14 protein-coding genes are annotated in these 15,450 nt (G+C 59.3%); 10 read left to right on the top strand and 4 right to left on the bottom strand.

The features are described 5' to 3' along the window. The first annotated feature begins 38 nt into the window (after positions 1-38). The 7 genes from DW943_RS08435 to DW943_RS08405 all read left to right on the top strand — a co-directional run bounded on the left by DW943_RS08435 (position 39) and on the right by DW943_RS08405 (position 6,598). Entirely contained in the window at positions 39-1,043 is a 1,005-nt protein-coding gene (locus DW943_RS08435; RefSeq protein WP_117862751.1) for a LacI family DNA-binding transcriptional regulator, read from the top strand. A gap of 214 nt (positions 1,044-1,257) precedes the next feature. Next, positions 1,258-1,596, top strand: coding sequence for a PTS lactose/cellobiose transporter subunit IIA (locus DW943_RS08430; RefSeq protein WP_006234827.1), 339 nt, complete (start codon positions 1,258-1,260; stop codon positions 1,594-1,596). Positions 1,597-2,011: 415 nt separating this feature from the next. Then, positions 2,012-3,025 carry a hypothetical protein gene (locus DW943_RS08425; protein WP_147348649.1) on the top strand — a complete coding sequence of 338 codons (1,014 nt, stop codon included), beginning with the start codon at positions 2,012-2,014 and terminating at the stop codon, positions 3,023-3,025. A gap of 308 nt (positions 3,026-3,333) precedes the next feature. Next, positions 3,334-3,762 carry a galactose-6-phosphate isomerase subunit LacA gene (gene lacA, locus DW943_RS08420; RefSeq protein ID WP_006234830.1) on the top strand — a complete coding sequence of 143 codons (429 nt, stop codon included), beginning with the start codon at positions 3,334-3,336 and terminating at the stop codon, positions 3,760-3,762. Between the two features lie 63 nt (positions 3,763-3,825). Next, positions 3,826-4,350 (top strand): galactose-6-phosphate isomerase subunit LacB, encoded by a 525-nt coding sequence (gene lacB / locus DW943_RS08415; protein WP_117862749.1) that lies wholly within the window; start codon positions 3,826-3,828, stop codon positions 4,348-4,350. A gap of 374 nt (positions 4,351-4,724) precedes the next feature. Continuing rightward, positions 4,725-5,606: an aldose 1-epimerase family protein gene (locus DW943_RS08410; protein WP_117862748.1), complete on the top strand. Its 882-nt coding sequence runs from the start codon at positions 4,725-4,727 to the stop codon at positions 5,604-5,606. Between the two features lie 56 nt (positions 5,607-5,662). Then, positions 5,663-6,598 (top strand): hexose kinase, encoded by a 936-nt coding sequence (locus tag DW943_RS08405; RefSeq protein ID WP_117862747.1) that lies wholly within the window; start codon positions 5,663-5,665, stop codon positions 6,596-6,598. A 335-nt stretch (positions 6,599-6,933) separates the two neighbouring features. Here the strand turns inward: DW943_RS08405 and DW943_RS08400 are convergent, their stop codons facing one another. Both DW943_RS08400 and DW943_RS08395 read right to left on the bottom strand, forming a co-directional pair. Next, a complete protein-coding gene (locus tag DW943_RS08400; RefSeq protein ID WP_233543634.1) occupies positions 6,934-8,562 on the bottom strand; it encodes a UDP-glucose--hexose-1-phosphate uridylyltransferase in 1,629 nt (542 codons plus the stop codon). Further along, the gene (locus DW943_RS08395) at positions 8,553-9,758 is read right to left on the bottom strand and encodes a galactokinase family protein (protein ID WP_117862745.1); all 1,206 of its coding nucleotides are present in this window, start codon (positions 9,756-9,758) and stop codon (positions 8,553-8,555) included. The genes DW943_RS08400 and DW943_RS08395 overlap by 10 nt, the downstream gene beginning before the upstream one ends. A 383-nt stretch (positions 9,759-10,141) precedes the next feature. On the opposite strand from DW943_RS08395, the gene DW943_RS08390 reads away from it, so the two are divergent. Beyond that, positions 10,142-11,128 (top strand): LacI family DNA-binding transcriptional regulator, encoded by a 987-nt coding sequence (locus DW943_RS08390; protein WP_117862765.1) that lies wholly within the window; start codon positions 10,142-10,144, stop codon positions 11,126-11,128. A gap of 129 nt (positions 11,129-11,257) precedes the next feature. Further along, on the top strand, positions 11,258-12,418 hold the full coding sequence (locus DW943_RS08385; protein ID WP_233543633.1) for an FprA family A-type flavoprotein: 1,161 nt from the start codon (positions 11,258-11,260) through the stop codon (positions 12,416-12,418). A gap of 67 nt (positions 12,419-12,485) precedes the next feature. Here DW943_RS08385 and DW943_RS08380 read toward each other — a convergent pair whose 3' ends face one another. Further along, positions 12,486-13,289: a DeoR/GlpR family DNA-binding transcription regulator gene (locus tag DW943_RS08380; protein ID WP_117648453.1), complete on the bottom strand. Its 804-nt coding sequence runs from the start codon at positions 13,287-13,289 to the stop codon at positions 12,486-12,488. Positions 13,290-13,624: 335 nt separating this feature from the next. Here DW943_RS08380 and DW943_RS08375 point away from each other — a divergent pair, with 335 nt between their 5' ends. Then, entirely contained in the window at positions 13,625-14,482 is an 858-nt protein-coding gene (locus tag DW943_RS08375; protein WP_022095149.1) for a class II fructose-bisphosphate aldolase, read from the top strand. A gap of 322 nt (positions 14,483-14,804) precedes the next feature. Here the strand turns inward: DW943_RS08375 and DW943_RS08370 are convergent, their stop codons facing one another. After that, the gene (locus DW943_RS08370) at positions 14,805-15,428 is read right to left on the bottom strand and encodes an HAD family hydrolase (RefSeq protein WP_089572377.1); all 624 of its coding nucleotides are present in this window, start codon (positions 15,426-15,428) and stop codon (positions 14,805-14,807) included. Positions 15,429-15,450 lie beyond the last annotated feature (22 nt).

The raw sequence follows: 15,450 nt of genomic DNA, 5'->3' as shown, positions 1-15,450 counted from the left end.
TGCCGCCAATGGCATCGTTGACATAGAAAGATCGACCTATGGCCGCTGTTAAAAAATCGGTTTCCGTTAAGGACGTGGCGCGTCTCGCGGGCGTCTCGGAGCAGACGGTCTCGCGCACCGTGCACGATTCGCCCAGCGTGCGCCCCGAGACCAAGGAGCGCGTGCGTGCCGCCATGCGCGAGCTGGGGTATCGTCCCAATTTTGCCGGTCGATCGCTGCGCCGCGGCAAGTTTAAGACCGTCGGTGTCGCCATGTTCAACATTACCGGCACCGGCAACCTCGACCGTATGGAGGGCTTTACCGCTGCGGCCGACAAACACGGCTATGCCATCACCCTAACTAAAGTAGACGGGCATCCGTATACCCTCGAGAGTGCATCGTCGCGCATGAGCGCACTTCCGGTGGATGGCATGGTTGTGATCATGAATCGCATGCCGGCGGACTTTGGCACCTTCGAGCCGCTGCCCGGTATGCAGACGGTGCTCGTTACCATGCTGGAGCACCCGCTCTGTTCAACGGTCGATAACGACCAGTTCGATTGCTCGCGCCAGGTGGTCGAGTACTTGCTGGTGCAGGGGCACAAGACCGTGCACTTTATCTCATGCCCCGAGCGCTCGCTTTCGGGCATGCAGCGCGAGGAAGGCTGGCGTGAGACACTGCGCGCACATGGTATTGAGCCGCCGCGACTCGTCCGTGGCGATTGGACGGCACAGAGCGGATATGCTGCCGGTCAGGCTCTAGCGGACGATCCGACCTGTACCGCCATCTATGCTTCCAACGATGCCATGGCCTACGGCTGCATTCGCGGGCTCGAGTCGCGCGGGAAGCGCGTGCCCCAGGACGTGAGCGTAGTGGGTGTTGACGATAGTCTGGGCGACATCGTGCCCGACCGTCGCCTGACCACGGTGCGCTTTGACAACAAGCGCGTCGGCATGTGGGCTGTCGACAAGATTGCCGGCGCCGAGGGGGGTGCGTCTGGCGTGGAGCACATGCTGATCCCCGGCATGCTCGTAGAGGGTGATACGGTGCGCGATGTACGCTAGGGTGTGGACCTGTTTGGGTTGCCACTAATTGTGTTCGATATTGTTCGCATTGGTTTAAAAACCGTTCACGGGCGAAAATCGACCGTTCATAGCTCGAAATTGCGTTTTGCATTGTTCTGTTTTGTTTGAATGTTAATGTTTCTGTCATACACAACGCAGCGCGTATGCCCGGACGCGATGCTCTCCATTGGTTCATATGTGAAAGGAACGCAATATGGCAACCAAAGAAGAAATCTCGATGGTTGGATTCGAGATCGTCGCATACGCGGGTGACGCCCAGACTGATCTGCTTGCAGCGCTCGATGCTGCTCGCGAGGGTGATTTTGAGAAGGCCGAACAGCTGCACAAGGATGCGAGCGATGCACTCATTGGCGCCCACGACACGCAGACCAAGCTGCTTTCGCAGGAGGCCGGCGGCGGCGAGATGGAGATGACCTTCATCATGGCCCACGCTCAGGACACCCTCATGACCACCATGATCTTGGAGAAGCAGACCCGCTTTACCATCGATGCCTACAAGCGCATCGCTGAGCTCGAGGCCAAGCTCGCCTAACGAACCCTCACAACCTCGTCCCCTTCCAAAAACCCTGCCGCTATCCGCGGCAGGGTTTTTTGTATCCCACCTATCTAGGTTGCGGCGAAATAGGGGCCGACAGCCCCAAATGACCCGCTTTTCCCGTCCCCGGAGGATCGGTTGGCAGCGCTCGCCACGAAACTGGCTCATCTACTACGTTTAACCCGACACCCTCGAACACACCCGCGTTTCATGAAAAATCGCAGGACTTCTACCTGCGGTTTTGTTTTTTCGCTTTGTGGCATGGTCGGGGATGGGCGGTTAAACGTAGTAGATGGGCCCATTTCATGGCGGGCGGATCATGCAGCAGCTTGTTGCGCCTCCTGCCGTTCGGTTTTTCGATGGGTGGGTATACTTTCCACCGCAATACAGGCCGGAATGAGGAGGTATCCAAATGCCGGACAACGGATCAATTCAAAAAAGAGACGCGTATGAGATGGCTCATGGGCGTCCTGTCCAGATAACCGAGCATACGACGGTAACCGAGCTGCAGCCCAGCCTGTCCGATGTCGTGTGCGCAAACAAAAAGCTGCAGATTGGCTTTATCGTTGCGCTCGTGGTGCTGGCGCTGCTGTCGGGCTTTGTAGCTCGTCCGCATTTTGCCGATACCAAGACTTGGGACTCCACCATCGAGGTCATCGATCAAAAGAAAGGTAACGTACTGGCGCTCACGACCTCGTGCGTGGCGCTATCTGCGGGCATTACCGCGCTGCCGGGTGATACGGGAACGCCGGTTGCCGAGCAGCTCGCGCAGCTTTCAGGCAACTTGGGCATCGTGCTTGCCGTGCTCTATCTCGAGAAATATCTGCTGACTATTTTGTGGTCGGTTGGCCTAGGCATCTTAATCCCGTTTGCGTTGGTGCTCTTTGCGGTGTCGCTTGGCATTCATGGGCGCTGGAGCACGAGCGCCGTCCTGCGCCGCGTGGCGACTCGCGTGCTGGTGGTTGCCATGATCGGCATGGCGTTGGTGCCTGCAAGCGTATGGGTGTCGCAAAAGGTCGACGAAACGTATCGAGTGAGCATCGAGGCAGCCGAGCAAAAGGCGGCCGACGCTGCGAGTGCGGCAGATAGCGACAGCTCCAAAGCAAGCAAGAAAAAGACCGAGTCCACAGAGTCCAAGAACGTGCTTGAACAGCTTGCCGACGGTGCCTCGAGCCTGGTCACGTCGGTAACCAGTGGTGCCAAGCAAATGACCGATGAGATCGTGCAGCAGGTGACCGATTTGATCGAAGGCGTCATCGTGATGATCGTGACCTCGTGCGTTATCCCGCTGCTGGTGCTTGTGGCGTTTCTGTGGCTGGGCCACACCCTGCTGGGGATTGATATCTCCGGTCCCGCGAACTATCTGACGGGTCGTTTCTTGAGCGCTCCGTCCAAACATGCCAAGAAGAACAGGCAGTCTGAGTAGCTAAAACAGCTGTATATACCGGGGAATACCGCCGAAGGGGCGGCCGAGACACGTTCTCGGCCGCCCTTTTGTTTGTTGAACACATGGTCGCTACGTCTGCGCCGGGCTCAAACGGTCGGCAATCAACCGTAAACGGTATTTGTTCAAAAAAGAACAAAGTTAAACAAATAATGGTTGCAACCTATGTTCGAATGTGTTCAAATAAACATGAACAGTGAAGAACCGCACATTCAGATGCCCGGATCTGAACGCGATTCAACACTTCCAAACAGAAACTACGCACCTGCGTATCTCTCAAGGAGGATGTCATGAGGGTTGTAATCGCTTCCGATGCCGACGGTATGTCGATGAAGGAGTCCATCAAGGAGATGCTCATCGCCGACGGTCACGAGGTCGTCGACTATTCCGAGACCCCTGCCGCGGACTTTGTCGATTCCGCGACCGCCGTTGCCAAGGACCTGCTGGAGCACAAGGATTCCCAGGGCTTCGCATTCGATAAGTATGGCGTCGGCTCCTATATGGCCGCCGTCAAGATCAAGGGCATGGTCGTCGCCAACATTTCCGACGAACGTTCCGCTTACATGACCCGCGAGCACAACGGCTCGCGCATGGTCACCATGGGCCCGGGCGTTGTGGGCACCGAGGTCGCCAAGAAGATCGCCCGCGAGTTCCTGCGCGCACAGTACGCCGGCGGCCGTCACCAGATCCGTGTCGACATGCTCAACAAGATGGCCTAACGAGAACCACCGAGAACTCGAACTTCTACCTCAACTTGTGAATTCAGACGAAAGGACGTTCTGATGAAGAAGACCATCGCAATCGGTTGCGACCATATCGTTACGGACGAGAAGATCTATCTGGCCGACCGCCTGGAGCAGGCTGGCTACAAGGTGCTCGACTGCGGCACCTACAGCCACACCCGTACGCACTATCCCATCTACGGTAAGGCCGTGGGCGAGGCTGTTGCCAGCGGCAAGGCCGACTTTGGCGTGGCCCTGTGCGGCACCGGCATCGGCATCACCAACGCCGTCAACAAGGTTCCCGGCGCCCGCTGCGCGCTGGTTCGCGACATGACCTCTGCCCTGTATGCCCGTCGCGAGCTCAACGCCAACATCGTGGGCTTTGGCGGCAAGATCACCGGCGAGTTCCTGATGGCCGATATCATGCTTGCCTTCCTGGAGGAGCCCTACGAGAAGACCCCCGAGCACGATGCCCTGATCGCCAAGATCGATGCCTGCAATAAGGCCGACGCCGAGGCTCAGTCTGACCCGCATTTCTTTGACGAGTTCCTCGAGAAGTGGGACCGCGGCGAATACCACGACTAAGGGGGTTCCGGCGTTTTAACAAACGCCGGACCGGCCGACGCTGCGAAGCCATCTGGCGGGCAATCTGCCGCTCAGCTTCGACGGCATGACCAGAAGGTCAATGCCGTCTCGCTTCACGGCACCTTGCCTCGCCAGCTGGCTTCTCGCTGATGTCTGAGTGGCCTGTGGGGTTACCGCTGTTGTTGCGAAGCCTTTTGGTTCAGCAAGCTGCTCCGATAACACGTTTGCTTGCTTGGCTTGAGTGCTTCGTTTTGGCGGTACCCGGCATTCTGTAGCTTTTCAATTGACGGCTCGCGTTTCTGTGAGGGGGCGCGGGCCGGTTTTCTATCAGCCCTATTGACTCGGCGGGCTGGCGTACGAAAGGGAAGGCTCCTATGGAGTTTGTTCTTGATAACGGTTCTGTTCGTGTGACACTGAGCACGGCTGGCGGATCGTTCACTTCGATTAAAGCCAACGGTCGCGAGTACCTGTGGCAGGGCGATCCTTCGGTCTGGTCGGGCCAGGCGCCCATTTGCTTTCCGATTTGCGGCGGCCTTCGTAACGGTCGCGCGATGACCATGGGCGGCCGCGAGGTCAAGCTTGCCCGCCACGGCTTTGCCCGCAAGCAGGAGTGGAAGCTCGAGGAGCAGGGTGACAACATGGTTGCGCTGAGCCTAAGCTCTGCCGACCACGCCGAGCTGCTCGAGCAGTATCCGTATCCGTTTAAGATTGTTGCTCGTTACACGATCGATTCGGAAAAGGTGGCCGTGTCGTACGAGGTGACCAATGAGGGCACCGAGGACATGCCGTTTTTTGTGGGTGGCCACCCCGGCTTTAAGTGCCCGCTCGACGAGGACGAGTCCTATGACGACTATGAGCTTCGTTTTGATCAGCGTGAGGCCGCCGAGCTCTGTACTGCCGTTCCCTCGACGGGCCTGATTGATGTCGAGCATCGCAGCAAGAACCCCATGATCGGTCAGAACCTGCCGCTGACCCACGAACTCTTCGACTTCGCGGAGACCATCTTTGACGTGCTCGACAGTCGCGTGGTTACGCTGACCAAGAAAACCGAGGACAAGGGCGTGCGCCTGACGTTCCCTGATATGCCATACCTGATTGTGTGGAGCAAGCCCGAGGGCGACTTTGTGGCCGTGGAACCGTGGGGCGGCCTGTCCACCTGCTCCGACGAGGACGATATTCTGGAGCACAAGCGTGGCTGCCTGGTTGCCAAGCCGGGGGAGACCGTCACTCGCGGTTTTGAGATCGAGATCCTTTAACGAGCTATCGTATGTTTGGGGCTGCGCGTGTCGTGCCCCGGAAACAGGAGTTCAACATGATTCTGACCGTTACCATGAACCCGTCGATCGATACGCGCTATCAACTCGACAAGCTGATTATCGACGACGTGAACCGCGTGACGCCCGAAAAGACCGCTGGCGGCAAGGGCCTCAACGTGAGCCGCGTGCTGCTGCAGTTGGGCGACGATGTGCTCGCGACCGGTCTGCTCGGCGGCCACATGGGTGCCTATATGGCCGAGCTTATGGATGCCGACGGCGTCAAGAACGACTTTGTGCCCATCGCCGGTGAGACGCGCATTTGCCTGAATATCCTGCACGAGGGCAATCAGACCGAGCTGCTGGAGAGCGGCCCGCAGATTGCTCCCGCCGAGCTCGATGCCTTTACGGCCAAGTTCGCCGAGCTTGCAGCGAAGGCGGACGTTGTGACGCTTTCGGGCTCGCTGCCGCGTGGCGTCGATGCCGGCTACTATGCCGAGCTCGTCAAGATCGCCGAGGAGGCGGGCGCCAAGGTGCTGCTCGACACCTCGGGTGCATCGCTGGAGGCCGCGCTGGAGTCTGACGCTAAGCCTGAGCTCGTAAAGCCCAACCTGACCGAGATTAACGGCCTGCTGGGTACGTCCTTTACGACTGATGATGTCGATGCCCTGCGCGAGGCGCTTGCCGCCGATGACCGCTTTGCCGGTATCCCCTGGGTTGTCGTTTCGATGGGGGCTGCCGGTTCGGTGGGCTTCCATGAGGACCGCGCGTTCCGCGCCAAGACGCCCGCGATTGCGGCTGTGAACGCGACGGGTTCCGGCGACTCGACCATCGCCGGCTTTGCGCATGCCATTGCTGCTGGTGCCGACGATGTCACGGTGCTCAAGACCGCCAATACCTGCGGCAAGCTTAACGCCATGGATCCCAAGACCGGCCACCTGGTCATGGACCGCTGGGACGAGATCTACAACAACGTTGTCGTGACTGAACTGTAGAGTTACGGCGTTTTACCAAACACCGTAACCAGCCGACGCTGCAAACCCGCCAGAGCGGCAATCTGCCTTTCAACTTCGACGGCATGATCAAAAGATCAATGCCGCCTCGTTTCAAGGCACCTTGCTCGCTCTGGCGGGTTTTCGCTGTCGTTGCCAAAACATCGACGTAATTATTGGGGACGCTCTTTAATGACTGGTCGTTTAAGAGCGTCCCCAATGACTAAAGAGCGTCCCTAATGACTACACTCAAAAACGGCGCCCGTCGGCGATGTTGCCGGCGGGCGCCGTTGTCTTGAAGACGAAATGATCCGTTTTCCTTCGTCCCCAGGGGATCATTACAGTGAGTCGATAAAGCGCTGCTGGGCGGCGCGGCCGGCTTCGTTCCACTTAAAGACGCCGGCGTTGTCGAGCACGTGACCAAACACCACGCCAACCTCCTCGTGCAGGATATCGATGGCGTTATCTGCCGCAAGCTCGTCGGCGCGGCGGGCGTAGATATCTTCGGCCCATGCGGCGTGGCTACGGCAAAGATCGTCGCCCTCGAGCGCGCCGACAAGGTCGTAGTTGGCATCGGCCTTGGCCGCCAGCAGGTGCTCGCGGACGGCGCCGAGCTCGGAAACCAAGCGCGGCGGCAAAATGGCCAGGCCCATGACCTCGATCAGGCCGATGTTCTCCTTCTTAATATGGTGATACTCAGCATGCGGATGGAACACGCCCAGCGGATGCTCGTCGGTCGTGATGTTGCAGCGAAGCGCCAGGTAGGCCTCGTAGATCTCGCCGCCTGCATTGCCGCGGGAGTCGACGCGACGAATAACGGGCGTCACGGTGTTGTGCGCTACGCCGTCGGCTGTGTGCGCGATGACACCCGCCGACTCATCGGTCCACTCGCGCCAGGCGAGGATAATCTTCTCGGCAGCGTCGAGCAGCTGAGCGCGGTCATGCGAGCGCAGGCGCAGCACCGAGAGCGGCCACTGCAGCACAGTGCCGGTGACCTGGTCAAAACCGGGCACGCTAAACTGCGAGACCTCGGCGGCATGCATCATGGGGAACTCGTGCGCGCCGCCCTGGAAGTGGTCGTGCGACAGAATCGAGCCGCCCACGATAGGCAGGTCGGCGTTGGAGCCGATGAAGTAATGCGGGAACAGGTCCACAAAGTCGAGCAGGCAGGTCAGGCCCTTGCGGTCGACGTGCATCGGACGATGCTCGGAGCTCATGGCAATGCAATGCTCGTTAAAGTACGCGTACGGGCTGTACTGGAAACCCCAGCGCTCGCCGTTGAGCTGGATGGGGATAATGCGCAGGTTCTGGCGAGCGGGGTGAGCGCCGCCGTCGGCTGCGGCGGAGCGTCCGGGATAGCCCTCGTTTTCGATGCAGAGCTGGCAGGCGGGATACTTCTCGCCCGTGTTCTTTGCGGCACCAGCCGCGGCGATATCGCGTGGGTCCTTCTCAGGCTTGGAGAGGTTGATGGTGATCTCAAGATCGCCCCAGTTGGTGGGGGTGCTCCATTTGATGTTGCGCGCGATGGCGGCACGGCGCACGTAGCCGGCGTCGCAGCACAGGCCGTAGAACCAGTCGGTTGCGGCGCGGGGCTCGTTGACGCCCATACGTCCGTTGAACTCCTCGTTTACAACCGAAGGCCTCGGCATGAGCGCACCCATGATGCGCATGGCGATGCGGTCGCGGCCTGACGCCGTGTCCTCGGCGGCACCGTTGGTAACGGCGGCCTCGGAAAGCGCGGCAAGCGTGCCCTCCAGGTCAAAGTCGGGGAGTGTATCGGGGTGCAAGAGCGAAATCTTCTCGGTCTTGAGTGCCCAAGCCATGTCGAGTGCGGGGCCCGTGGCGCCGATGCACTCCAAAATGGTGTTGTATGCCCAGATCCGGTCGTCCTGGCCGATCATCGATCGGTGGATGGCGTACTCGATCAGGTTCTGCGCGGCCTCTCGCACGTCAGTCATTACAGCCATGCCGCGTAAGCCCCCTTGTCAGAGATGGCGTAGTGACGGGCAGAGCCCTCGCCCAGCCAGCCGTTCATCTTGGCAATGAAGGTGTCGACCAGATCGAGCGGCACGAAGGCCTGGATGGTGCCACCAAAGCCGCCACCGTGAATGCGAACGGCGCCGCGGCCGTCGAGCACGTGCTCGGCCAGCGCCAAGGCATACATGGAAGGCTGTTCAGATCCCAGCTTGGCAACGACATTCTGCAGGTACATGGCAGAGCTGGCGCCGGACTCGCGCGTCAGGACCAGGAACTGGTTAATGTCGCCGGCGTTGAGCGCTGCCCAGCGCTTGTCGGCCAGGCCGTTCTCGTACCAGTAGTGAACGGCGCGCAGGCAGGCGCGGTCGCCCAGCTTGGCGCGCAGCTCGGGGAGTTTAGCGTCAAAGTCGGCAACGTCGACCTCGCACAGGCGTGCCTTGCCAAACTCGGCGGCGACGTCCTGCATCTCGCGCGGAACGGCGGCGTAGTCGTCGGTAGCTGCCACATGGTCGGCGCCAACCTTAACGAGCACAAGCGCATAACCGTGATCCTCAAAGTTGAGCTCGAGCTTCTGGGTTTTAGGCTGAGCCTGGTCCTCAAAGTCCATGTAGGCGAGGCCGCCCAGGCACACGGCGGCTTGGTCCATAAGACCGCAGGGCTTGCCGTAGTAGTTGTTCTCGGTTCGCTGGCTCATCTGAGCGAGCGTGACGGGCTCAATGGCGGGCGCGCCCCAGAGCGTCTCCATGGCACGGCCGTACGCGGCCTCGACGGCGGCAGAGCTGGAAAGGCCGCCGCCCGAGGGGACGGAGCAGGTAAAGGCAAAGTCGAAGCCCTGGGGCTCAACGCCCAGAGCAGCGATTTCGTGGGCCATACCGCGCACGAGGCTTGCGGACGTGCCCTTCTCGGACTCCTGGACATCCAGCGTGTCGAGCGTGATCTCAAACGTAGGATAGCCCTCGTCGGCTACGCGAACCTTGTTGGAATCGGTTGCCACGGCGATGCCGTCAACGGCGACATCGAGCGAGCCGGCGATAACGTGGCCACCCTCGTGGTCGGTGTGGTTGCCGCTGATCTCGGAGCGGCCGGGCGCGTGCACATAGAGCACCTGGCGATCGCCGATGGGGCCAAACTCCTCCTCAAACAGCTTGGTGAGCGTGGCGAGTGTCTTTTCGTCGGGGGTGGTCATGAGGGTCCTTTCCTTGGCGCATACTGACGAGTTTTCCGTCGTAGTGAGTACGTTAACAATTTGAAGCGGCATAAACTCAGCATCTACGATGCCGCACGTTACGGGCTATGTTAACGTACTCATAACACAACACTTATCACTTTTTGAGAATCTGGTAATCGGTAGAAATTCAGCCGTGAACGGTACTGCCGTATGGACTTATAAAGCAGAAGAGATGCAGATAGAAAAAGTAGAGTACGTTAACATGCGTCCGACGATAGCGGGCCTCGGCGCGGGATGTATTTCTGCCCGGGCCGGCATTCACGCTATTCAGATCTCTCAAGGGTGAAGGTGATCCTGTGGCAAGGCGCCCGTCCAACGATACCAGTTCGCGTCCGGTCTCCATGGCCGACGTCGCCCGCGCTGCTGGCGTTTCGCAGCAGACGGTTTCGCGCGTCGCCAACGGCTTGCCCAACGTTAACGAACAGACGCGCCAGCGCGTGCAAGCCGCTATGCAAGAGCTTGGCTTTCGTCCGAGTTATGCCGGTCGTTCGCTGCGCGACGGCCGTTACCATTCGGTCGGGCTGTGCGTCAACGATGTCACCAAGTTTGGGAACCTCTCAATGATCGACGGCATCGCCAGCGCAGCTCGCGAGCATAATTGCGCCATCACGCTGGTCGAGATGTCCAAGACCGAGGAGTTTTCGCTTGCCGAGGCCACGCGTCGTATGGCCGCGCTGCCCGTGGACGGTATCATCATCGGCATGAGTCGCATGGCGCCCGATTTCGAGACGTTCGATCCGTTGCCGGGCATTGGAACGGTCATCGTTACCATGTACGCGCATCCGCGCGTGACCACGGTCGATTCCGACCATTACGGCTGCTCGCTATTGTTTATGGATCACCTGTTTGAGCTGGGGCACGAGCAGATTCGTTATATCGGCGGCCCGTCCTTTTCGGTTGACGAGCAGTTTCGCCGCGCCGGCTGGCAGGATGCACTCGAGCGTAAACACATTAAGCCGCAGGCACCACTCGAGGGCGACTGGTCTGCCAACAGCGGCTACGAGGCCGCTCGGTACTTGGCTGAGCACGACCGCACCATGACGGCGATTTACGCGGCAAACGACCAGATGGCAAACGGCGCCATTGCCGCGCTGCGCGATAGCGGCTTGCGCGTGCCCGAGGACGTGAGCGTGGTGGGCGTCGATGACTCGCTCGACGACTTTGTCGCACATAACGAGCTCACGACCGTTCGATTCGATCTGCATCAGCGCGGGCGCGAGGTGTTCGAGCGCGCAGTTCCCAAGGCGGGGGCATCGGACAAAACCGTCGCCATTCGTATTCCCGGTCAGCTCATCGTTCGACACACCACGGCAGCGCCGCGCGCATAGTTTTCGCAGGTCAACGGCCTGGCGTTGCATATCAATAACAATCGGTAAGGATGCCGGCAGATAGCCGTGACTATGAAGGCGAGTGCTATGATAGACGGGTTCATTTGTCTATCTAGGAGGCTTTGCCTGATGGAGATCACCAAGGATATCCGCTACATTGGCGTTGACGATCATGACATCGACCTGTTCGAGGGCCAGTACGATGTGTCCGAGAACGGTATGGCATACAACAGCTACGTTATCTTGGGCGAGAAGATCGCTGTCGCCGATTCGGTCGATGGCGGATTTGTCGACGAGTGGCTCGGCAACCTCGAGACCGTACTCGACGGCCGCACGCCCGACTACCTGGTCATCCATCACATGGAGCCCGATCACTCCGCCGGCATCGCCGCCTTTATGGAGCGCTATCCCCAGGCGCAGATTGTGGCAAGCATGGGCGCCTTCCGCATGATGGTCAACTACTTTGGCACCGACTTCCCCGAGCGCAAGATGGTTGTCAAAGAGGGCGATGTGCTTGATCTGGGTGGCCACAGCCTGACCTTTGTCGGCGCCCCCAACGTTCACTGGCCCGAGGTACTCTTCTCCTACGAGGCTACCGACAAGGTGCTCTTTAGTGCCGACGGCTTTGGCAAGTTTGGCGCCAACGACATCGAGGACCCGGAAGGGTGGGCCTGCGAGGCGCGCCGTTACTACTTTGGCATCGTGGGCAAGTTCGGCAAGTTTGTGCAGGCCGTGCTCAAGAAGGCCGCCGACCTGGACATCCAGGTCATCTGCCCGCTCCACGGTCCTGTGCTTACCGAGAACCTGGGCTACTACCTCGACACCTACAACACTTGGTCGAGCTATCAGCCCGAGGACGAGGGCATCACCATTGCCTACGCGAGCGTCTACGGCCATCTGAAGGCTGCCGTTGAGGAGCTTGCATCTGCGCTCGAGGCTCGCGGCCAGAAGGTTTCCGTCTTTGACTTGGCTCGCGACGACATGGCCGAGGCCGTTGAGGACGCGTTCCGCTATGACCGTCTGGTACTCGCTTCCATTACCTATCAGGGCGAGATTTTCCCATTCATGAGCACCTTTATCCATACGCTTGCCGAGCATGCCTACCAGAACCGTACGGTGGCGCTCGTCGAGGGCGGCTCCTGGGCGCCCGCAGCTGCCAAGATTATGACCAAGGAGCTCGAGGGTATGAAGGACATCACCCTGACGCAGAACAAGGTGACCGTCCTGGGTTCGCTCAACGACGCCTCGCGCGCTCAGATCGAGGCCCTCGCTGACGAGCTCTCCAAGTAGCGATACGTTCACGTTTAACGCTCAAACCACCACAAAGGGGACGGTGAACCTTTGTGGTGGTTTTTGTTTAAGCGCCGGCGATGAGGAGATTTGGGCGGGCGTTGTCGACGATCTCGGCGATTGAGGTGGCGACGGCGTGATCGGGGTCACGGTCCATCACGATGGCGTTGACGTCGGTCAGCTCGGCAAAGCGGTACATGCCCCGTCCGTTGACCTTGCTGGCGTCCATGAGGGCCACGCTTTGGCGGGCGGCGCCAATCATGGCCGTTTTGGTCTCAGCCATCTGGGGAAAGTCGGTGGTAAAGCCGCAGCCGGGAACGAAAGCGCCAGGGCACATGACGGCAAGATCGGCGTGGACCATTTGGAGCGCCTGCATGGTAAGTGGGCCGTACAGATAGCGATGGCCTTTGCGCAGTGCCCCGCCCAGCATGACGACATCGACTGAGGGCATGCTCTCGTCGATGTAATCGGCAATGGTAATGTCGGCCGTGATGACGGTGATGCCATCGCGCTGGTCGAGGAGCCGAACGAACTCGAGTGCCGTGGTGCCGGAGTCGACAAGCACCGTGTCGCCGTCGTTAACAAGCCTGATAGCGCTTTGGGCAATGGCTTGCTTGGCGGCAACGTTGACGTTGATGCGGCGATCCTGCGTGGAGACGGTTAGGCGTTTGTGGAGCGACACGGCGCCACCATGCGTGCGGCGCAGCTTGCCGGACTCGGCGAGCGCGTCCAGGTCGGCGCGGGCGGTAACGGAGGACACGCCAAAGGTCTGGGCGATTTCTGCTACTTGCACCGAGGCGTTATGTTCAAGCATCTCCATGATGGCGGCGCGTCGCTCATCGGCGAAAGCTCGGGTTGTTGCGTGGGCCATAGCTGCTCCATCTTCAGCCTAAATTTGCAGGAATTGTGTTGAGTCTATTTTCGTTCATTTTCTTTTTGAGCAAGTAAACGCCTTTCGATTACTTATCTTTTCTATAAAAGAAAGATGATTCGCTTGAAAACGGTAATGTCGGATAGGGGAATTTAGCCTGAATCCCTTCCGTTTGCTTTTCAAAAACGAGCGTTTTGGCCTGCGTGCCGGCGATATCTCGTACATGCGACAGATGCGATTTTCATACAATGAGCGCAGCAAAACGCAAGGTAAAACGCCTTGCGGACACGTACGCCCGATGTCCAGATGCGGGCGAGGGAGAGGAGCAAACGCTCATGGCACTTGTTACCACCGAAAAGATGCTCAAGGACGCTCAGGCCGGCCACTACGCCGTCGGCGCGTTCAACGTCGAGAACCTCGAGTTTGTTATGGCCGTTCTGGCCGCTGCCGAGGAGACCAAGTCCCCCGTCATCATGCAGACCACCCCGGGCACCATCAAGACCGCTGGTCTGGACTACTTCTACGGCATGGTCAAGGCTGCCGCCGAGCGCGCTTCCGTGCCCGTTGCCCTGCACCTCGATCACGGCGATGGCTATGACCGATGCATGCAGGCTTTCCGCACGGGCTACACCTCCGTCATGATCGACGGTTCGCACGAGTCCTTCGAGGACAACATCGCTCTGACCAAGTCCGTCGCCGATGCTGGCCGTGCCATGGGCGTGCCCGTCGAGGCCGAGCTCGGCAAGGTTGGCGGCAAGGAGGACGACGGCCCTGCGGTTGAGGGCGAGAGCCCCTACACCGATCCTGCCGAGGCCAAGGAGTTCGTCGAGCGCACCGGCTGCACCTCGCTGGCCATTGGCGTTGGTACCAGCCACGGCGTGTACACGAGCGATCCGCACATCGAGCAGTCGGTGGTCAAGGCCATCCGCGACGCCGTCGACGTGCCGCTGGTTCTGCACGGCACTTCCGGTGTGCCCGATGAGCAGGTTGCCGAGGCTGTGAAGAACGGCATCTGCAAGGTTAACTACGCCACCGAGCTGCGTCAGGCCTACACCAAGGGCTTCATGGCCTACATGGCCGAGAACCCCGCCTGCTTCGATCCTAAGAAGCCGGCCAAGGAGGGCATGCGTGAGATCACCGAGCTGGTTAAGATCCGTATGACCAACCTCAACTCTGTGGGCAAAGCAGAGTAACAGCAAGGGTACTCCGACTCAAAATAGATCCCGGGGAGGGATGAGGGCTTAGTTCCCCAATCGTCCTCGGGCATGCAAAAAGCCTCGCTGCGCACTTCGTGCGGCGAGGCTTTTTGCCCCCTGCGGAAAGATTGGAGAACTAAGCCCTCGTCCCTCCCAGGTTGACCTACTCGAGGTCGTCGCCCTTGTGGCGTTAGGTCTGAAAATAATAAGAAGCCTTCGCGCTGCGGAATGATTTTGGAAACTAAGTACGGGGACCCGCCCAAACCGTCCTGCTCAATCGCCCTTGTGGTGTTGGGGCTGAAAGGGTGGGACGCGTGGGTTATTTGGTTGTTAGGGTTAGTAGGTCGTTGGGGGTTTTGAGGTTGTAGGTGGCGTTTGGGATATCTTGGTGTGATCCCCATGCTGCTCGGGCAAAACTGACCCCTGCTGAAGTTGCGCATTGTTCGTCGTAGACGGTGTCGCCAACGTAGACGACGTTGCCAGGATTCGCGCCCGCACGTCGGAGATATTCGAGCATGGGTGCGGGTGCGGGTTTATGTTCGGTTGTGTCTTCGACAAGGATGATGTGCTCAAAATACTTATCGAAACCAAGGGGTGCAATTTCTTTTGCGTATTCGTCGCGCGCACGTGAGGAGACGATGCCAAGTTTGCAGCCGCTATCGGCGAGTGTTGCGATGACTTCAAGCAAACCTGGAAACACGCTGATGGTGCTTTTAAAGCTGGCGGCAACTTGGCACCAGCGATCCAACGTTGCCTGCGAGTAGATCCCAAGTTTCTCAAGGGCATCCTTGCCGGGTATGCCGAGGGCAAAGTCAAGCTCGTGTCGGGGAAGCGTTTTGCTGGTCTCTTCTTGGACAATCTGGACAAGCGATGACAGAACGCTTTCTTCTGTATCTGCCAATGTCCCATCAACGTCAAATACGATATGGTCAAAGTGCTTCATATGATTGCTCCTCTCTGTTGTT

Origin of the sequence: Collinsella sp. AM44-11 (assembly GCF_003467145.1) — a bacterium.
In the GTDB taxonomy this organism is placed as follows: domain Bacteria; phylum Actinomycetota; class Coriobacteriia; order Coriobacteriales; family Coriobacteriaceae; genus Collinsella.
The sequence above is the reverse complement of the archived record's forward strand: the minus strand, read 5'-3'. Positions and strand labels throughout refer to the sequence as shown.